At 61.4% G+C, this 18,982-nt stretch carries 20 protein-coding genes; 12 read left to right on the plus strand and 8 right to left on the minus strand.

Annotated elements, in window-relative coordinates; translation table 11 throughout:
- Positions 1-64: 64 nt before the first annotated feature.
- Both DMO26_RS24890 and DMO26_RS24895 read left to right on the plus strand, forming a co-directional pair.
- Positions 65-745 carry an LON peptidase substrate-binding domain-containing protein gene (locus DMO26_RS24890; protein WP_117194878.1) on the plus strand — a complete coding sequence of 227 codons (681 nt, stop codon included), beginning with the start codon at positions 65-67 and terminating at the stop codon, positions 743-745.
- An 8-nt stretch (positions 746-753) separates the two neighbouring features.
- Positions 754-942 carry a Trm112 family protein gene (locus DMO26_RS24895; RefSeq protein ID WP_117194879.1) on the plus strand — a complete coding sequence of 63 codons (189 nt, stop codon included), beginning with the start codon at positions 754-756 and terminating at the stop codon, positions 940-942.
- A gap of 89 nt (positions 943-1,031) precedes the next feature.
- Here the strand turns inward: DMO26_RS24895 and DMO26_RS24900 are convergent, their stop codons facing one another.
- Positions 1,032-2,246 (minus strand): ubiquinone biosynthesis hydroxylase, encoded by a 1,215-nt coding sequence (locus DMO26_RS24900; RefSeq protein WP_117194881.1) that lies wholly within the window; start codon positions 2,244-2,246, stop codon positions 1,032-1,034.
- Positions 2,247-2,333: 87 nt separating this feature from the next.
- On the opposite strand from DMO26_RS24900, the gene tesB reads away from it, so the two are divergent.
- The 3 genes from tesB (at position 2,334) to DMO26_RS24915 (ending at position 5,243) form a co-directional block, all read left to right on the plus strand.
- Positions 2,334-3,233, plus strand: a complete 900-nt coding sequence (tesB, locus tag DMO26_RS24905) for an acyl-CoA thioesterase II (RefSeq protein WP_117194883.1) — start codon at positions 2,334-2,336, stop codon at positions 3,231-3,233.
- Between the two features lie 212 nt (positions 3,234-3,445).
- The gene (locus DMO26_RS24910; RefSeq protein WP_117194885.1) at positions 3,446-3,796 is read left to right on the plus strand and encodes a P-II family nitrogen regulator; all 351 of its coding nucleotides are present in this window, start codon (positions 3,446-3,448) and stop codon (positions 3,794-3,796) included.
- Between the two features lie 28 nt (positions 3,797-3,824).
- Positions 3,825-5,243 carry an ammonium transporter gene (locus tag DMO26_RS24915; RefSeq protein WP_117194887.1) on the plus strand — a complete coding sequence of 473 codons (1,419 nt, stop codon included), beginning with the start codon at positions 3,825-3,827 and terminating at the stop codon, positions 5,241-5,243.
- Between the two features lie 93 nt (positions 5,244-5,336).
- On the opposite strand, the gene DMO26_RS33845 is transcribed toward DMO26_RS24915, so the two are convergent.
- Complete coding sequence (locus tag DMO26_RS33845; protein ID WP_162895054.1) at positions 5,337-5,513, minus strand: hypothetical protein; 177 nt, start codon at positions 5,511-5,513, stop codon at positions 5,337-5,339.
- Here DMO26_RS33845 and DMO26_RS24920 point away from each other — a divergent pair.
- The 3 genes from DMO26_RS24920 (at position 5,488) to DMO26_RS24930 (ending at position 9,838) form a co-directional block, all read left to right on the plus strand.
- Entirely contained in the window at positions 5,488-8,199 is a 2,712-nt protein-coding gene (locus DMO26_RS24920) for an FtsK/SpoIIIE family DNA translocase (RefSeq protein ID WP_117194889.1), read from the plus strand. The two genes, DMO26_RS33845 and DMO26_RS24920, sit on opposite strands and share 26 nt — an antisense overlap.
- Positions 8,200-8,273: 74 nt before the next feature.
- Positions 8,274-8,924 (plus strand): outer membrane lipoprotein carrier protein LolA, encoded by a 651-nt coding sequence (locus DMO26_RS24925; RefSeq protein ID WP_117194890.1) that lies wholly within the window; start codon positions 8,274-8,276, stop codon positions 8,922-8,924.
- A gap of 110 nt (positions 8,925-9,034) precedes the next feature.
- A complete protein-coding gene (locus DMO26_RS24930) occupies positions 9,035-9,838 on the plus strand; it encodes an exodeoxyribonuclease III (RefSeq protein ID WP_117195135.1) in 804 nt (267 codons plus the stop codon).
- Between the two features lie 44 nt (positions 9,839-9,882).
- Here DMO26_RS24930 and DMO26_RS24935 read toward each other — a convergent pair whose 3' ends face one another.
- On the minus strand, positions 9,883-10,452 hold the full coding sequence (locus DMO26_RS24935) for a TetR/AcrR family transcriptional regulator (protein ID WP_117194892.1): 570 nt from the start codon (positions 10,450-10,452) through the stop codon (positions 9,883-9,885).
- Between the two features lie 92 nt (positions 10,453-10,544).
- Here DMO26_RS24935 and DMO26_RS24940 point away from each other — a divergent pair, with 92 nt between their 5' ends.
- Positions 10,545-10,937 (plus strand): DUF1330 domain-containing protein, encoded by a 393-nt coding sequence (locus DMO26_RS24940; protein ID WP_226951417.1) that lies wholly within the window; start codon positions 10,545-10,547, stop codon positions 10,935-10,937.
- A 197-nt stretch (positions 10,938-11,134) separates the two neighbouring features.
- On the opposite strand, the gene DMO26_RS24945 is transcribed toward DMO26_RS24940, so the two are convergent.
- Together DMO26_RS24945 and DMO26_RS24950 are read right to left on the minus strand one after the other, a co-directional pair.
- Positions 11,135-11,590, minus strand: a complete 456-nt coding sequence (locus tag DMO26_RS24945) for a cyclic nucleotide-binding domain-containing protein (RefSeq protein WP_117194894.1) — start codon at positions 11,588-11,590, stop codon at positions 11,135-11,137.
- Between the two features lie 22 nt (positions 11,591-11,612).
- Positions 11,613-12,296: a response regulator transcription factor gene (locus DMO26_RS24950; protein ID WP_117194896.1), complete on the minus strand. Its 684-nt coding sequence runs from the start codon at positions 12,294-12,296 to the stop codon at positions 11,613-11,615.
- A gap of 140 nt (positions 12,297-12,436) precedes the next feature.
- Here DMO26_RS24950 and DMO26_RS24955 point away from each other — a divergent pair, with 140 nt between their 5' ends.
- Positions 12,437-12,988: a L,D-transpeptidase family protein gene (locus DMO26_RS24955; RefSeq protein WP_117194897.1), complete on the plus strand. Its 552-nt coding sequence runs from the start codon at positions 12,437-12,439 to the stop codon at positions 12,986-12,988.
- Between the two features lie 170 nt (positions 12,989-13,158).
- On the opposite strand, the gene leuC is transcribed toward DMO26_RS24955, so the two are convergent.
- A complete protein-coding gene (leuC, locus tag DMO26_RS24960; protein ID WP_117194899.1) occupies positions 13,159-14,580 on the minus strand; it encodes a 3-isopropylmalate dehydratase large subunit in 1,422 nt (473 codons plus the stop codon).
- 320 nt (positions 14,581-14,900) lie between these two features.
- On the opposite strand from leuC, the gene ppk2 reads away from it, so the two are divergent.
- On the plus strand, positions 14,901-15,815 hold the full coding sequence (gene ppk2, locus DMO26_RS24970; RefSeq protein ID WP_117194902.1) for a polyphosphate kinase 2: 915 nt from the start codon (positions 14,901-14,903) through the stop codon (positions 15,813-15,815).
- 65 nt (positions 15,816-15,880) lie between these two features.
- Here ppk2 and DMO26_RS24975 read toward each other — a convergent pair whose 3' ends face one another.
- Complete coding sequence (locus DMO26_RS24975; RefSeq protein WP_117194903.1) at positions 15,881-16,699, minus strand: amino acid ABC transporter permease; 819 nt, start codon at positions 16,697-16,699, stop codon at positions 15,881-15,883.
- Between the two features lie 3 nt (positions 16,700-16,702).
- The gene (locus DMO26_RS24980) at positions 16,703-17,500 is read right to left on the minus strand and encodes a basic amino acid ABC transporter substrate-binding protein (protein WP_117195137.1); all 798 of its coding nucleotides are present in this window, start codon (positions 17,498-17,500) and stop codon (positions 16,703-16,705) included.
- A 185-nt stretch (positions 17,501-17,685) separates the two neighbouring features.
- Here DMO26_RS24980 and DMO26_RS24985 point away from each other — a divergent pair, with 185 nt between their 5' ends.
- Positions 17,686-18,966 carry an MFS transporter gene (locus DMO26_RS24985; protein WP_117194905.1) on the plus strand — a complete coding sequence of 427 codons (1,281 nt, stop codon included), beginning with the start codon at positions 17,686-17,688 and terminating at the stop codon, positions 18,964-18,966.
- Positions 18,967-18,982: the final 16 nt, after the last annotated feature.

The raw sequence follows: 18,982 nt of genomic DNA on the forward strand, positions 1-18,982 counted from the left end.
TCCACATTATGACGAGCGGCGATTTTTGGCGGTCTGGGCCGGTGGTCTGGGAGGTGTCGGACCCATGCATGTGGGAAATGCAAGATATCTGAAGCGGGAAGACTTGCCGGAGACGGTGCGGGTATTCCCTCTCACCGGCGCGCTGCTTCTGCCGGGCGGGCAATTGCCCCTCAACGTTTTCGAGCCGCGTTATCTGGCAATGTTCGATGCGGCGCTCGCGGGCGACCGGCTGATCGGCATTGTACAGCCGTCGCTTCTGGAGCCTCAAGGAGCTGCGGAGGGGCCGCGACCGGCGCTTTCGACCGTTGGCTGCATCGGTCGCATCACCTCGTTTGCGGAAACCGGCGACGGCCGCTACATCACCTCGATCAGCGGCATCTGCCGGTTTCGCCTGCTTGACGAGATCGGGGAGGGGCATCCCTTCCGTACGTTCAGGATCGCGCCTTTCCTGGCGGATCTTTCGGCGGAAGACGACGACGAGGCCACCGTCGATCGCGTCGAGCTTCTGCGCGTCTTCCGTGCCTATCTCGACGCCAACAAGCTTGAGGCGGACTGGGAAAGCGTCGAGCGCGCCGGCAACCGCACGCTCGTCAACTCGCTTTCCATGATGTCGCCTTTCGGTCCAGCGGAAAAACAGGCGCTGCTCGAAGCGCCGGATCTGAAGACGCGCGCGGAAACCCTGATCGCGATTACGGAAATCTTCCTGGCGCGGGGTTTCAGCGATTCCGACACGGTTCTCCAGTAGGCGGAAACATGGACGAAAAGCTCAGCAAGGTCGATCCGAAACTGCTCGATTTGCTCGTCTGTCCGCTGACCAAGGGCCGGCTGTCCTTCGATCGCGAGACCAACGAGCTCATCTCGCAACGGGCGCAGCTTGCCTATCCCATTCGCGACGGCATTCCGATCATGCTGATTTCCGAGGCTCGCAAGATAGAGGATTGAGGGATCTTGTCCTTCACCGGTCTGCCGACCAACTTCTCCCTACGGGCGGGAAAGGTGCCGGCAGGCGGTCGAGGGCAATTTCGAAAAACCTAGATTGCCTCGCCGGCGAGCAGCCTCGGCCCATCGGCTCCGCTCTTCCCCGCTGCCTGCTCGATGAAGAAGCTCTTCAGTCGCGGCAGGCGCTCGACCACGCCGAGGCCGAAATCGCGGGCGATGCGGATCGGGGTTATGTCGTTCGAGAACAGCCGGTTCAGCACGTCGGTCGTCACCCCCATGCGGAACGTGTCGAAACGCCGCCAGGACTGGTAGCGTTCGAGCACGTTGAGCGCGCCGATATCGAGCCCCAGCCGGTCCGCCTCAACCACCGTTTCCGCGAGTGCCGCGACATCCTTGAAACCCAGATTGAGGCCCTGGCCTGAAATCGGGTGGATGCCATGCGCCGCATCACCTGCAAGCGCCAAACGCGGTGCCACGAAGGCGCGGGCGAGCGTCAGGCCGAGCGGAAAGGCCTTCCGGCCTCCGACCACCTGCAATTCGCCGAGCTTATGGCCGAAACGGCGCTGCAATTCTTCTTCGAACAGCAGGTCGTCGGAAGCGACCAGCCGCTCCGCCTCGGGGGTGCGCTCGGTCCAGACCAGCGATGAGCGGTTGTTGGTGAGCGGCAGGATCGCGAAGGGACCGGAGGGCAGGAAATGTTCTTCCGCCACGCCCTCATGAGGCCGCTCATGCGCGACGGTCGCGACGATGCCGGACTGGCCGTAGTCCCAGGTCACGGTCTTGATGCCGGCCATGTCGCGCAGCTTGGAACGCACGCCGTCGCAGGCGACGAGAAGGCGGGTTTCGATTGCCGATCCATCCGAAAGCGTCACCGTGCAGCGGGTGCTGCCTGTCTGGAAGCCGGTCGCGGAAAGACGGTGGCGGATTGTGATGCCGAGCCGTTCGGCAGCGCCCCGCAGCGCCCGCACTATGACGACATTCGGTACCATATGGGCGAAGGGTCGTCCCTCCTCGACCTCGCCGTCGAACGTCAGGAAGACCGGACGAACGGGATCGGACGTGCGGCTGTCGGTGACGATCATCCGGTTGATGGGCTGGGCGTCCGCGGCGATCTCGTGCCAGACGCCAAGCACTTCGAGCATACGCGTCGCAGCCGAGATGACCGCCGACGCCCGCTCATCCTTCTGCCAGACATGTTCGGGGGCGGCCTCGATCACTTCGACCGTGAGATGCGGAGCCGCCTGCTTGACCGCCACCGCGGCGGCGAGACCCACGTAACCGCCCCCTACAACCAGCATGTCCAGCATCGGTTCAAACTCCCCTGAGACTTGAGAATATCATGCCATGCATATAGATCATCCCGCACCCGCTTCCTATTGCCGGAGACCGTCATAATGTCGCGCCAGACCGAATCGCCCTCCATCGCAGAGAAGTCCGCCATGGAGACGCTGATCGCGACGCTCGATCTCGAAACGCTGGAGCATAATCTCTATCGCGGCGTGAGCCCCGACGCGGGCTGGCAGCGGGTGTTCGGCGGCCAGGTGATCGCCCAGGCTCTCATGGCGGCGCAACGCACCGTGGATGCCGATCGTTTCGTGCATTCGCTGCATGCCTATTTCATGCGCCCCGGCGACCCATCCGTGCCGATCCTCTATCAGGTGGAGCGTATTCGCGACGGGTCAAGCTTCACGACCCGGCGCGTTGTGGCCGTGCAGCATGGCAAGGCGATCTTCTCCATGTCCGCCTCCTTCCAGACCGAAGAAGGAGGCTATGATCACCAGATCGACATGCCGTTCGTCACCCAGCCGGAAGACCTGATGGGCGAGAAGGAGTTCAAGGAGCTTTTCCTGCCCAAGGCGCCGGAAAACGTTCGTCGCTATTGGCTGCGGGAGCGGCCGATCGAAATCAGGCCGACTTCTCTCGTCCATTATCTCACCAAGGACAAGCTGGATCCTCGCCAGGACATCTGGGTGCGGACGACCGGCTCGGTGCCGACCGACCGCCACTACCAGGCCGCCGTGCTTGCCTATCTTTCCGACATGACGCTGCTCGATGCCTCGCTTTATCCGCACGGCACGTCGATCTTCGATCCCAGGCTCCAGGCAGCGAGCCTCGACCATGCGATGTGGTTTCACAGACCCGTCACATTCGACGACTGGCTTCTCTATACGCAGGACAGTCCGAGCGCCTCCGGCGCGCGCGGGATGACGCGCGGCAGCATTTATAGCCGTTCCGGCACGCTGATTGCGTCCGTCGCCCAGGAAGGATTGATTCGGAAAAAGGCAGACGCATAATTTATGTGCAATTTTCGCAAATTGCACAGATTTTGGCCGCTTTTGCGCCGCTCAAATGCCTGTTTCTTGGCGCCCTTTTTATAACCTTTTATATTTCAATAACTTATTGCCCTATTTGAATCTGGCACGCCCTTTGAATGTAACTCGCCAGTCGCTGTCATGATCTGACGACGATGAGGAGAGTCGGCCGCTGTGCCGAAGACAAACAAAGGATGGGAAGCCAGATGAAAATCGTGATGGCCATTATCAAGCCGTTCAAGCTGGATGAGGTGCGCGAAGCCCTCACGGCTGTCGGTATCCAGGGCCTGACCGTTACCGAAGTCAAAGGTTACGGACGCCAGAAGGGACACACCGAAATCTATCGCGGCACGGAATATGCCGTAAGTTTTCTGCCGAAGCTGAAGATCGAAATCGCCGTCCCCTCCGACCTCGTCGAAAAGGCCGTGGATGCGATCGCCTCGTCCGCCAAGACCGGCCAGATCGGGGATGGCAAGATCTTCGTCTATTCGATCGAGCAGGCCGTGCGCATCCGTACCGGCGAAACCAACACAGAAGCGCTTTAAGCACGGCTGACAGGGGAGTTTTCAAGCTATGCAATTTAACAAGATTTCCATTCTCGGACGCCTCGGCGCCGCAGCTGCGGCGGTGATGGCACCGGCCGTCGCCTTTGCGCAGACGGCCGCAGCGCCGGCGGCCCCCGCAGCTCCGGCCATGACGGTCGACAAGGGCGATACCACCTGGATGCTGATTTCCTCCATTCTCGTCCTCCTGATGATCGTGCCGGGCCTTGCCCTTTTCTATGGCGGTCTCGTCCGCACCAAGAACATGCTGTCGGTGCTGATGCAGGTGATGATGATCGCCGCCGTCGCGATGATCGTCTGGGTCACCTACGGCTACTCGCTCGCCTTCACCGACGGCGGCTCGCTGAACAGCTTCGTCGGCGGCTTCTCCAAGATGTTCCTCGCCGGCGTCGATACGACGACGATGTCGGAGAGCTTCACCAAGGGCGCGGCCATTCCGGAACTCGCCTTCGTCTGCTTCCAGATGACCTTCGCAGCCATCACGCCTGCGCTGATCGTCGGCGCCTTCGCAGAGCGCATCAAGTTCTCGGCGGTCATCCTCTTCACCATCCTGTGGCTCACCTTCATCTATTTCCCGATGGCGCACATGGTTTGGTTCTGGGGCGGCCCGAGCGCCTATGACGGCCCGACCGGCCTCATCTTTGGCTTCGGCGCGATCGATTTCGCAGGCGGCACCGTCGTTCACATCAATGCCGGTATCGCAGGTCTCGTCGGCGCCATCATGGTCGGCAAGCGCACCGGCTTCGGCAAGGACATGATGGCTCCGCATTCGATGACGCTCACCATGGTCGGCGCCTCGCTTCTGTGGGTCGGCTGGTTCGGCTTCAATGCCGGCTCCAACCTCGAAGCAAATGCCTACGCTGCTCTTGCAATGATCAACACCTTCGTTGCAACCGCCGCTGCCATCGTCAGCTGGTCACTGGTCGAAACCTTTGGCCGTGGCAAGGCTTCCATGCTGGGTGCTGCTTCTGGTGCCGTTGCCGGTCTTGTCGTTGTCACTCCGGCTGCCGGCTTCGTCGGTCCGATGGGCGCCATCATCATGGGTCTCATCGTCTCGCCGGTCTGCTACTTCTTCGTTTCGACGGTGAAGAACAAGTTCGGTTACGACGATACCGCCGACGTCTTCGGCGTTCACGGCATCGGCGGCATCATCGGCGCGATCCTCACGGGCGTGTTCGTCAATCCGGCTCTCGGCGGGGCGGGCATCGTCGACTACTCGACGGCGGACTTCGCCGCGACCTATCAGGGCACTGCCGGCCAGGTATGGGCCCAGCTCAAGGGCGTCATCGTCACGCTTTTGTGGTCGGGTATCGGCTCCGCGATCCTCTACAAGATCGTCGACCTGATCGTCGGCCTGCGTGTGACCGTCGAAGCCGAGCGCGAAGGCCTCGATCTCGCAACCCACGGCGAAGCTGCCTATCACTCGTAATCCTGGGGTTTCCGGGCGGCGGATTGCCGCCGCCCTCCCCATTCCGTTGACCCTGCATGCAGGGCCGTTTTGCCCGGACTTCGGTCCGGGCTTTTATTGCGCCGTTTTCCGCTGTTCACCATTCGTTGAGGTTAAAGGCGTCTTAACCATCGTCGCGCTATGCTCCGCTGGAATTGCGTGAATCGGCAGGCGGCCGGTGATTCGCGCCATGAGTTGCGTTTCTTGAGACAGCGGGTAGACACGGATGGGCAGAAGCAGTTCAGCGGTCATGGCAAACCGGTCCACCCGCTTCGCGCTGACGGCCTTCGTGTGGCGGCAGACGCTGGCGCTGATCGGTTTCGGCGTCTTCCTCGCGCTGGCTCTCGCGGTGGCCGCGCTCGCCACCTGGAATGTCGCCGATCCGAGCTTCTCTTACGCGACCGACAACGCACCCACCAACATCCTCGGTTTTGCAGGCGCGGCCTTCGCCGACCTGATGATGCAGTTCCTCGGGCTGGCGAGCCTCGTCGCCCTGCTGCCCGTGCTTGCCTTGTCGCTGGCGCTGATTTCCGGGCGCAAGTACGATCGGATCCCCGCGCGGCTTGCCGCCTGGGGCGGCGGCACGCTGCTTGCGTCGGCAACATTGGGCTGTTTTCCTGCGCCGCTCACCTGGCCGATCCCGAATGGCATCGGCGGCGTGATCGGCGATATGATTCTCAGGTTTCCCGCGCTTTTCGTCGGCGCCTATCCGACCGGCATGGTCGCGATGGTGCTCGGCTGCATCTTCACCATTCCCTGCATCTGGCTGATGCTGTTTGCTTCCGGCCTTGTCGGTGAAGCCTTTGAAGACGAGACCGACGACGAGGATCAGCCGGTGGTCGCAGCGAAAATCCGTTCGCGGCGCGAGGAAGCCGAGGAGGAGGACGATGAGGACGGTCTTCTCACCCGCCTCTCGAACCTCCTGGCCTTCGGCGCCATCACGCATTACTGGTACATTGCCCAGGCGCGTCTGCGCAGGCTTGCCGGCATCAGGCCGCAGGTCCGCATGAGCTTCGACCAGCCCTACGATTTCAACGAGGACGAGTTCGGCACCCTGAACGAGCCGGTCCGCGCCAAGGCCGCCTCCGCCGCGTCCGGCCGACGCATGGAACCGTCGCTCGACGGCCTAGCGGAAAGGGCTGCCGGCGCGCGGCGGATCGTGGCTGCTCCGCCGATCTCGGCGCATGACGCCGATGACGACTACGATGACGATCCGCCGTTCGACATGAGCGACATGCCGCCGCGTCCGACCGGCATCCTGGCGGATGACGATGACGACGACATGCCGTTCGTGGCGTCCCGTGCGCCGCAGCCGGTCGGGGGCCGCGCCCAGCCTCGCGTGGTTCCCGCTGCAGCGCCGCCGAAGCCGAGCGCCCGCGTCGGCCGCGAGGCGCAGGCGACCTTCCTTTCGCCCGAAGGTTTCCAGCTCCCGTCCGTCCACCTGCTGAACGAGCCGAAAGCCGTCGCTCGTGATGCGTCGCTCTCCGCCGACGCATTGGAGCAGAACGCCCGGCTGCTGGAAGGGGTGCTGGAAGATTTCGGCGTCAAGGGCGAGATCATCCATGTCCGCCCTGGCCCGGTCGTCACGCTTTACGAACTTGAGCCTGCGCCCGGCATCAAGTCATCCCGTGTCATCGGGCTTGCGGACGATATTGCCCGCTCGATGAGCGCGATTGCCGCCCGCGTCGCCGTCGTGCCCGGCCGCAACGCGATCGGCATCGAATTGCCGAATCGCACCCGCGAGACCGTCTATCTGCGCGAGATGATCGGTTCGAAGGATTTCGAGGGCAGCAAGGCCAAGCTCGCCATGGCGCTCGGCAAGACGATCGGCGGTGAGCCGGTCGTTGCCGATCTCGCCAAGATGCCGCATCTGCTGGTCGCCGGCACTACCGGTTCCGGCAAGTCCGTCGCCATCAATACAATGATCCTGTCGCTGCTCTACCGCTACACGCCGGAGAAGTGCCGCCTGATCATGATCGATCCGAAAATGCTCGAGCTTTCGGTCTATGACGGCATTCCGCATCTCCTGTCGCCGGTCGTCACCGATCCGAAGAAGGCCGTCGTTGCGCTCAAGTGGACCGTCCGCGAGATGGAAGAGCGCTACAAGAAGATGTCGAAGATCGGCGTTCGCAACATCGACGGCTTCAACAGCCGCGTCGAACAGGCGATGGAAAAGGGCGAGGTGCTGACCCGCACCGTGCAGACCGGCTTCGACCGCCATACCGGCGAGGCGATCTACGAGACCGAGGAATTCGATCTGGCGCCGATCCCTTATATCGTCGTCATCATCGACGAAATGGCCGACCTGATGATGGTGGCCGGCAAGGATATCGAAGGCGCCGTACAGCGCCTGGCGCAGATGGCGCGTGCCGCCGGCATCCACGTCATCATGGCGACCCAGCGTCCTTCGGTCGACGTCATCACCGGCACGATCAAGGCGAACTTCCCGACCCGCATCTCCTTCCAGGTCACGTCGAAGATCGATAGCCGCACCATCCTTGGCGAGCAGGGCGCCGAACAGTTGCTCGGCATGGGCGACATGCTCTACATGGCCGGTGGCGGCCGGATTCAGCGTGTCCACGGCCCGTTCGTTTCCGATACCGAGGTCGAGGACATCGTCGCCTACTTGAAAACGCAGGGCGCGCCCCAATATCTCGATGCGATCACGGCGGACGAAGACGACGAGGACGAGGGTGGCGGCCCGGCCGGCACATCGAACCTTTCGGATTCGGACGATCCGTATGATCAGGCCGTTGCGATCGTGCTGCGTGACGGCAAGGCCTCGACGTCCTATATCCAGCGCCGCCTGGGAATAGGATATAACCGGGCTGCCTCGCTCATCGAGCGCATGGAGCAGGAAGGGCTGATCGGGCCGGCGAACCATGCCGGCAAGCGCGAAATCCTGGTGCCGACCGAAGGCGACGTGCTCGATCGGTAAGGCTTTCGTGATTGTGCGGTTTTGTCATCAAGCCGCCGCCTTTGATGCCGAGAGATAAAGGGAAGGAGACCAGAATGACACAAGAAAAATCCATCCTTTCGAATATCGCAGCCGGCGCCATCGGACGCCGGCAGTTTTCGCTCGGCCTGATGGGGCTTGCTGCGACCGCTCTCGCGCCCGGACTGGGTTTTGCCCAGTCATCCGCCGCGGCGCAAAAGATCGCCGACCACTTTTCCTCGGTCAAAACCATGATGGGCGAGTTCGTGCAGTTCGGCCCGCGCGGCGAACAGACCGGTGGCAAGTTCTATATCGAGCGGCCCGGCAAGCTGCGCTTCAATTTCGAGGACCCGTCGCCGATCCGCGTCATTGCCGACGGCAAGAATGTCGTCGTAGGCAATCTGAAGCTCAAGACCTGGGATATCTATCCGCTCTCCAAGACGCCGCTCAGCCTGCTCCTCGCGAGCCGTATCGATCTCGGCAATCAGATGGTGCGCGACGTGAAGGAAGAATCCGACATCACCACGATCGTGCTCGGCAACAAGACCGTGTTCGGCGATTCGACGATCACCATGATGTTCGATTCGAAGACCTACGACCTTCGCCAGTGGACGATCACCGACGCCCAGAACAAGGACACGTCGGTGATGATCTACAACGTCCAGAACGGCGTCAACCTCGATGAAAAGGTCTTCACTATCCCCTATGAGGACGTCCGCAAGGGCTGATCATCGGAGTTTCCGCAAGGAATGTGGGGCTGCGTTTCCGGCGCAGCCCTTTTTGCTTCTCAGGATGGGGAAAATTTCCTAAACCTCGGCCGGACATCGAGGTTTTGAACATGACGTTTTCCGTTACCACCTGGAACATCAACTCCGTGCGGCTGCGCATGCCTATCGTCGAGCAGTTCCTCGTCCGCCACAAGCCGGACATCCTGTGCCTGCAGGAAATCAAATGCCAGGAGCCGGAATTTCCGCTGCAGCCGCTGAAGGATCTGGGTTACCAGCATATCATCATCCATGGCCAGAAGGGCTATCACGGCGTTGCCATCGCCTCCAAGGTGCCGCTTCTCGAAGACCATCGCCAGAATTATTGCAACGTCGGCGATGCCCGGCACATCTCGGCGATCTTCGAGCGCAGCTCGCGGCGCATCCGTCTTCATAATTTCTACGTTCCGGCCGGCGGCGACGAGCCGGACCGGACGATCAATCCGAAATTCGGCCATAAGCTGGATTTCGTGGAAGAGATGAAAGCGCTGAAGGCGGACGCCATGCCGGGCATTTCGTCGATCCTCGTCGGCGACCTCAACATTGCGCCGCTGGAGCACGACGTCTGGTCGCACAGGCAGCTCCTGAAGATCGTCAGCCATACGCCGGTCGAGACCGACGGCCTGAAAGAGGTCATCGCAAGGGGCGGCTGGCTTGACCTGATGCGCCAGCACACACCGGAACCGACCAAGATCTACACCTGGTGGAGCTACCGCGCCAAGGACTGGGAAGCGGCCGACAAGGGCCGCCGGCTCGACCATATCTGGTCGTCGCCCGACCTCGGGCCATTCCTCGACCGTATCGACGTGCTGAAGGAAGCCCGCGGCTGGAACCAGCCCTCCGACCACGTGCCGGTGACGGCGGTGTTCAAGTTTTAGGACAGCTCTTATTCCCGAAGGAGATCAGTGCCCCAAAGGCACCTTCACGAAACGCCTTCCGTCGCCTGCAATGCCTTGGAATAGGCTTCGACATGCACATGGATCATGTGCCTCATCTCCTCCACGCTGGAGCAGGCATGGCGAAGGCCCCGCATGCCGTAGGTCATGGCGCAGGCTACATCCTCGGGCGTCGCGCCGAGATCCGACTGCGCCAGAGTATCGCTCAGGAGCCGAACCAGCAGAGCCTGGAAGTTCGCATAGACTTGGCGAACTGCGACAAACCGCAGATCGAACAGATCTGCGGCGTCGGGATGCGCAGCGGCCAATTCCATGCCGTGCAGACCCCAGACGCTACAGGCATATAACAGCTTTTCGCGCAAGGGTGCTATCTCCCGCAACGCCGTCTCGATCCCGGCCAAGGTTCGCCTGTCCATTTCCTCGATGACCCGGGTGAAGATCGCATCCTTGTCCGGAAAGAGGAGATAAAGCGCCGGACGTGACATGCCCGCGGCCGCAGCGATGTCACCCATGGTGGTGCGCGCATAGCCATACCGCGTAAACACATCTTCCGCGCTTCTGAGAGCCCGCGCCTCTTTCTCAACCTTTGTAATCATGCGACCATCTTGACAAACTGACATAAAACGTCAATAACTGACATTATAACAAAAAATGTCAGAAAGGTTAATCGATGGCCAATAGGTTTTCTATGGATGTTATCAATGAGGCAAGCCATGTCATCGGCTCCGGCCCCGTCGTTATGGTGAACCTGCTCTCTTTCCACGAGCAGCCCGTATATTCGGAGAGCTTCCCGGACAAGAAGACGAGCGTCCGCAGCGCCTATTACGAGGGCTATGCGGGCGTGTTCCGCGAGATTGCGGCGCAGCTTCAGATAACCACGGAACTGGTCTATGCGGGGCGCTGGCTGCATGGCGTGTTGGCGGCTCCGCAAGAAGCCTGGCACGATATCGTAATCGTGCGCTACAAGAGTTTCGACGACCTCAGAAGGATCCTTGACCATCCAGACTATGCGACGCGCGCTGCGCCCCATCGCCATGCCGCCGTGGCCGACTGGCGCTTTATCGCAACCCGTAATGGGTGATCGTCGTTGCCTGCCACGTCAAGCGCCGGAGCCGGAGAAAATCTATACCCGGTGGAGTTGTGGCGCCGACCATCTCTGGTCGCTGCGCGATCTCGTGCTTTCCTCGATCGAGCCCCTGTGCTCCTGGAAGCCCGCGGCTGAAGCCAGCCTTCGAGCCACGTGCGGAAGAGGGCAAGGTGAGGGGCGCACGGTCCGGATCAGGCAAACCGGCCTTGCATCGCCGCCGCTGCCTTGGCGAGGCCGGCGATATTGTCCTTGATCCGGTTCTCGATCATTCGGCCGACCTGCGGATATTCCTCCAGCAGGCGGTGGAAGAGGGTGCGGCTGATTTTCATCGCTTCCGCATCGTCGATTGCCACGGCGGTGAACTTTCTCTCCACCATGGTGACCAGCGCAAGCTCGGACAGCAGCGTGCCGGGACCGACGGTCGCTTCCACCTTAACCTCGCCGTTGCGGCCGCTCATCAGGAGTTCAAAGCGCCCGCGCGCAACGATGAAAGCCGATTCCGCCGGCGATTTCTCCCGGAAAAGTTCCTGGCCGGGCGCCACCTGCCGCCTCTCCGCACCGAAGGCGACAAGGCGCAGCTGATCCTCGTTCATGTCCCGGAAGAGGGGCACCTGGGAAAGCAGACGGATATCTTCGGTGAGCGACATGAATCGGCTTCCGGCGCGGGGTTTACGGGACGATCTTATAGCCGCCGTTTTCGGTGACGAGGATCTCGGCGCTCGAGGGGTCGCGTTCGATCTTCTGCCGCAAACGATAGACATGGGTTTCGAGCGTATGGGTGGTGACGCCGGAATTATAGCCCCAGACCTCTTCCAGCAGCACGTCGCGCGTCACGACCTTCTGTCCGGCGCGGTAGAGGTAGCGGATGATCGCGGCTTCCTTTTCGGTAAGCCGGATCTTCTTGCCGTCGTCGGTGGTCAGGAGCTTCTGGCTCGGCTTAAAGAGATAGGGGCCGACGGTGAACGTTGCGTCCTCGCTCTGCTCGTACTGGCGCAACTGGGCACGGATGCGGGCGAGCAGCACCGCGAAGCGGAACGGTTTCGTCACATAGTCGTTGGCGCCAGCTTCCAGGCCAAGGATCGTGTCGGAATCGGTGTCATGGCCGGTCAGCATGATAATCGGCGCCTTGAAGCCGTTCTTGCGGAGCAGCTTCACGGCCTCGCGGCCATCCATGTCGGGCAGGCCGACATCCATGATCAGGAGATCGATCTGGGCGCCCTTGGCGGTACCCAGCGCCTTGGCGGCATTGGCTTCCTGGAGGATCGCGAACTCGTCATAAAACGACAGCTGCTCGACAAGCGTCTCGCGCAGATCGTCGTCGTCGTCCACCAGGAGTATCGTGCGCGCTGCCATGCGTTCTTGCCTTTCGTCTCGCCGTTGCTTTCCGACTGTCATTGCAGTCAATCGAAGCGCATTTAGGGCTCCTCGATCTAAATCCCAACGTGCTATGAATTCAAACGAAATCATATTCAAAGCAAAACCTTGTGAGAGAAATGCAACGTTTTCGCGAGGGAAATCATAAAAGCTCTGCCGTCATCACCGTTCGGGCCGCACCTCGAGACCGGCGACGGGCGATCGTTTCGTTCGGTGGGATGACAGTGCCTGCCGCGCTCGGGCGTTCTGGCACCACGCCGCTCAAACGGGAGGGGGACGGGGCGACGCCGGTCGCCGCGATGCGTGTTCTTTACGGCTTTACACGCGGAGAGCGGGTCCGGCTTCCGCCGACGGCCTTGCCGATGAAACGCATCCGCAAGGACATGGCATGGTGCGACCAGCCGGATCACCCGGCCTATAATCGACAGGTGAAAAATCCCTTCCGCTCAAGCCATGAGGAGATGATGCGGGCTGACGGGCTCTATGACGTCTGCCTCGTGCTCGACTGGAACATCACGTCGCGCAAACGCCATAGAGGCTCGGCGATCTTTTTTCATCTCATCAAGCCGGGTTACCAGCCGACTGCGGGGTGTATTGCGGTCAGCCTGACGGATATGAAACGACTTATCCGCTTCATGCGGAGGGGGACGGTGGTGCGAGTGCTGGGGTGAGGGCACCTGAAACGAAGATGCCCGGCGCTGAGGCCGGGCATCTTCGTTTCTGTCATCCTCGGATTGTCTCAAGGATTCAAGCCGTCCCAATCAATCCAATCGCGGCAGACGCTCGGGACCTGCCCGAGCGTGGCGGCGGAGACAGAGCCTCTTTGCATTCCGCGAGTGGCTTATTTCCACTCGCGGATATCGACGAAATGGCCGGCGATCGCGGCGGCGGCGGCCATGGCCGGCGAGACGAGATGCGTGCGACCCTTGTAACCCTGGCGGCCTTCGAAGTTGCGATTCGATGTGGAAGCGCAGCGCTCGCCCGGCTTCAGGCGGTCGTCGTTCATTGCAAGGCACATGGAGCAACCCGGTTCGCGCCATTCGAAACCGGCATCCTTGAAGATGACGTCGAGGCCTTCGGCTTCCGCCTGTTCCTTGACGATGCCCGAGCCCGGGACAATCATCGCGGAAACGGTCGAGGCGACCTTGCGGCCCTCGACGACTTTGGCTGCGGCGCGCAGGTCTTCGATGCGGCCATTGGTGCAGGAGCCGATGAAGACGCGGTCGATCGCGATATCGGTGATCCTGGTGCCCGGCTTCAGACCCATATAGTCCAGCGCGCGCCACTTGGAAGCGCGCTTCGTTTCGTCCTGGATCTCATCCGGGTTCGGAACCACGCCCTGGACCGAAACGACGTCTTCCGGCGAGGAGCCCCAGGAGACGATCGGCGGCAGGTTGGCGGCATCGAGCACCACGACCTTGTCGAAATGCGCACCTTCTTCCGTATGCAGTGTCTTCCAGTAGTCGAGCGCCATGTCCCAGGCCTTGCCCTTCGGGGCGCGGGGCTTGTCCTTGATGTATTCGAAGGTCTTTTCGTCGGGCGCGATCAGGCCAGCGCGGGCGCCGCCTTCGATCGTCATGTTGCAGACCGTCATGCGGCCTTCCATGGAGAGCGAGCGGATCGCCTCGCCGGCGAATTCGATGACATGGCCGGTGCCGCCCGCGGTGCCGATCTCGCCGATGATGGCGAGGATGATGTCCTTGGCCGTGACGCCTTCCGGCAGCTGGCCGTCGACGCGCACCAGCATGTTCTTCGCCTTCTTCTGCACCAGCGTCTGGGTGGCGAGCACATGCTCGACCTCGGAGGTGCCGATGCCGTGCGCCAGCGCACCGAAAGCACCATGCGTCGAAGTGTGGCTGTCACCGCAGACGATGGTCATGCCCGGCAGGGTGAAGCCCTGCTCCGGGCCGACGATGTGGACGATGCCCTGGCGGACGTCCTTTTCGGAATAATATTCGACGCCGAAGTCATGGGCGTTCTGGGCAAGCGCTTCCACCTGGATGCGGCTTTCCTCGTTCTTGATGCCTTCGTGGCGGTCGGCGGTGGTCGGCACGTTGTGGTCGACGACGGCGAGCGTCTTTTCCGGGGCGCGGACCTTGCGGCCGGCCATGCGGAGGCCTTCGAAAGCCTGCGGCGACGTCACTTCGTGAACGAGGTGACGGTCGATGTAGAGAAGACAGGTGCCGTTCTCGTCGGTCGAAACGACGTGGTCGTCCCAGATCTTGTCGTAAAGGGTGCGAGGGGCAATGTGCTGTGCGCTCATGGCTGCTATCCGTTCAGCTGAATGAAATACGGGAATGGGTGTCGGCAGCTGTCCGCTGCCCGGAAGCTGATAAGGTCAGCTAAGTCGGTCGCAAAGCGCCCCGGAAACACGCGCGAAAAAGCGTGCCGGCAGGCGCTTGTGGTCCTGCAGCACGACAATATGGTTCGCAAGGCATCCGAATTTCGATCCCATGGCCGCTCAGATAGCAGTTTTCCGCAAAATCGGCAATCGAATAACACCGTCGGGAAGCTGTCGCATCCCTGTCATAAAGTTTTCGCGGAAACGTGGTTGATCTCATCTTCCAAACGGAGGGATGTGAGATGTCCGAACCCATTGAAGACCAGCTCAACCGCATCAAGGACGAGATTGCCGACAGCTTCGATGAAGAGCTGGAAATGCAGATGGAGGAAGACCGGCTGGACGAACTGGTCGCGGAGGGCATGTCCGAGCCCGCCGAACCTTCACTTGACCGCAAGATCTATTTCCGCGAGCTCTTCCGCCTCCAGCATGAACTCGTCCGCCTTCAGGACTGGGTGCAGCACAAGAAGCTGAAGATGGTCGTGCTTTTCGAAGGCCGGGATTCCGCCGGCAAGGGCGGCGCCATCAAGCGCGTCACCCAGCGTCTCAATCCCCGCGTCTGCCGCGTCGTCGCGCTTCCCGCGCCGACCGAACGTGAGCGGAGCCAGTGGTATTTCCAGCGCTACGCAGCCCATCTGCCGACTGCCGGCGAAATGGTGCTGTTCGACCGCTCCTGGTACAACCGTGCCGGTGTCGAACGCGTCATGGGCTTCTGCACGCCGGACGAGCTGGAGGAGTTCTTCCGTTCGGTGCCGGAATTCGAACGCATGCTGGTGCGTTCCGGCATCATCCTTCTGAAATACTGGTTCTCGATCACTGACGAGGAACAGGAATTCCGCTTCAAGATGCGCATCCACGATCCGTTGAAGCAGTGGAAACTCTCGCCGATGGACCTCGAAAGCCGCGTCCATTGGGAAGATTACACGCGCGCGAAGGAAGACATGCTTCAGCGCACGCATATTCCGGAAGCGCCCTGGTGGGTGGTGCAGGCCGTCGACAAGAAGAAGGCGCGCCTCAACATGATCGCCCATCTCCTCTCTCAGGTGCCCTATGAAACCGTGCCGAAGGAGCCGATCGACCTGCCGGGCCGCGTCCGGAATGAGGATTACATCCGCCATCCGGTGCCAGCGGACATGTACGTGCCGGAAATCTACTGATGCTGCGGCAAGGGCGTCACACCATGTGTGGCGCCCTGGATGGCGGCGGCGGCCAGTGGCCCCGGCTACCGTTCCGTCCGCCTGCGTAATCGCCTCTCGATGCCGCGCAGCGCCAGCGACAGGCTGATCGTCAGGATGAGGTACATATAGGTGACGATCGAATAGGTCTCGAAGAAACGAAAGGAACCGGCCGCATAGACCTTGGCCATCTGCGTGATATCGGCGACCCCGAGCACCGAAACGAGCGATGAGTCCTTCACCATCGAGACGAAGTCGTTCGAAAGCGGTGGAAAGATCACCCGCATCGCCTGAGGGAAGACGATCAGCCGGAAACGCTGGAAGCGAGTAAAGCCGAGTGTCTTCGCTGCTTCGACCTGGCCGATGTCGACCGACTGGAACCCGGCACGAAAAATTTCGGCGATGAAGGCCGCATAACCGATCATCAGCGCGATCACCGCACGCCAGAGCAGCGAGACGTCCCGCACCAGCAGCGTCTCCAGCCAGCCCCTGTCGATCAGCGGCGAGAGCGTCCAGTTCCACAGCGCCACGAAGGCCGGCGCGCCGACGAAGGCGATGTAGAACAGCAGGACGAGGATCGGGATGCCGCGGATCAGCTCCACATAGAAGCGTGCGACCTGCCGGAGCACGATATTGTTCGACAGTCCGGCAAGCGCGATGGCGAGGCCGAGCGCCGTCGCCAGCGTGAACGCGCCGAGCGTCACGCCGATGGTGATGCCGATACCCTTGACGACGACGGTGAAGACCTGGGTGTAGAGATCGTTGACCGCGATGACCACCGCCAGCCCGATGCAAAGCGTCCCGAAGGCGACGAACCACCAGGGAAAATCCTGTGGCTCGGACGTTTTGCGGCGCAGAGGCGCCATGCCTTATTGGCCCATCTTGTAGTCGAGGAACCACTTCTTGTTCAGTGCATCGAGCGTGCCGTCGGTCTTCAGGGCGGAGATGGCGGCATTCACCGGCTCGACGAGATCGGAACCCTTCTTGAAGATGAAGCCGAAGTCCTCGGTGCCCATGGGGTCGCCGACGATTTTCAGCGACCCGCCGGAGGCCTTTACATAACCTTCGCCGGCGGTGCTGTCGGTCAGCACCAGGTCGACGTCGCCGGCCTTCAGTGCCTGCACTGTTGCGCCGAAGGTTTCAAAAAGCTTGATGCGCGGGTTCTGTTCGTTGCCGTCGAGGATTTCGTATACGGCGGTGTAGAACGGGCTCGTTCCCGGCTGCGCGCCGATCAGGCCTTTCTCCAGGGCCGCGAAGCTTTTCGCGTCCGTGAAGCGTTTCTCGTCGCCGCGCACCAGCATCAGTTGCTGCGAGCGCATGTAGGGATCTGAGAAATCGACCTTTTCCTTGCGGTCGTCCTTGATGGTGATGCCGGTCATGCCGATGTCGTACTGGCCGTCGGATACGGCCTGGATCATCGCGTCCCAGCTGGTATTCTGGTACTCGACCTTGAAATTCAGCCGCTTGGCGATCTCGTTCATCGCATCGTATTCCCAGCCGATCGCCTGGCCGCTCTTCGGATCGACGAATTGCAGCGGCGGATAGGCATTTTCCGTCACGACGACGACCTTGCGGCCAGCAAGGTTCGGGAGGTCGACGGCGAGGCCGGCGGTGGGGGCAAGAACGAATGCGGCAAGGCCGGCGAGAACGGTGCGGCGGAAAAACATCGGAACACTCCGTAAGATGAGGATCGCATCGACTCTCACGAAACCGGCCCGAATGACAAGCGGCGAAATTGAGAGGAACGGCATCAACTTTCATGCGCGCTGGAACAAAGCGGTTCATGCGGCCTTAAATGGGAACAAAAGTTCCAAGTGTTTCAACAGCCTCGACCGGCCGGGAGGATATGTCCATGGTTTCCGAACAGCAATTGATCTCCAAGATCACCTGGCGGCTGATGCCGTTTCTCGGCTTTCTTTATCTCATCGCTTATATCGACCGGCAGAATGTCAGCTTCGCCAAGCTCGACATGGTGGCGGATCTCGGCATGAGCGAATATGCCTATGGTCTTGGTGCTTCACTGTTCTTCGTCGGCTATTTCCTCTTCGAGGTGCCGAGCAATCTTTTCCTCAATCGCTTCGGGGCGAGCCGCTGGTTCGCACGCATCATGGTGTCCTGGGGCATCGTCACCGTCGCGCTCGCCTATACGCAGAATGCGACGATGTTCTATATCCTGCGCTTCCTGCTCGGTGTTTGCGAGGCCGGCTTCTTCCCGGGTGTCCTCTACTTGCTGACCCTGTGGTTCCCGGAGGATTATCGCGGCCGCATGGTCGGCCTGTTCATGATCTTCAGTGCGCTGGCAAACGCGGTCGGCGCCCCCCTCGGCGGCATGCTGCTCGATCTCGACGGCCTTCTCGGGCTTGCCGGCTGGGAATGGGTTTTCATCGCCACCGGCGTTCCGGCTGTCCTGGCCGGCATCGTAACCCTCTTTTATCTGGACGATACGCCCGAAAAGGCCAAATTTCTCTCGGATGAGGAAAAGAAGTGGCTGCACGACCGGCTTGCCCGGGAAAAATCCGGCATGAGCGAGCATTCCGACAACGGCTTCAAAGCGCTCGTCAATCCGCGTGTTCTGGTGATGGCGCTCTGCTATATCGGCTTCCCGCTGGCCGCCTATGGCCTCAGCTACTGGCTACCCACGATCGTCAAAGGTTTCGGCGTATCGAATACGGCGAACGGCTTCATCAACATCGTTCCCTGGATCGTGGTGGCCGCGGCGCTGTGGCTGGTGCCGGCCGCCGCCGACAAGGTGAAGAACAAGACGCCCTATATCGTCGGCCCGGCCTTCATCGGGGCCATCTGCCTGGCATTGTCGGTCGTGGTTCCGTCGCCGACCCTGCAGTTCGTTTTCCTCTGCATCGCCGCTGCCGGCATCTTCGCCGGCCAACCGGTCTTCTGGAGCCTCCCGTCGCGTTTCCTGAAAGGGGCGGGTGCGGCGGCCGGCATCGCGGCAATCAATTCGGTCGGCAATCTCGGCGGCTTCATAGCCCAGAACGTGGTGCCCTGGATTCATGACGCAACCGGCAGCAATCTTCTTCCGATGGCCTTCCTGGCGGTCTGCCTCGCGATTGCCGGCGTGCTGGTGATCGTCGTCGGCCGGATGATGGCATCGCGACCGGCGGCTCCGGCCTGACGGTACACCGATCGAA

It is taken from the genome of Rhizobium terrae, assembly GCF_003425685.1.
Taxonomy (GTDB): Bacteria; Pseudomonadota; Alphaproteobacteria; order Rhizobiales; family Rhizobiaceae; genus Neorhizobium; species Neorhizobium terrae.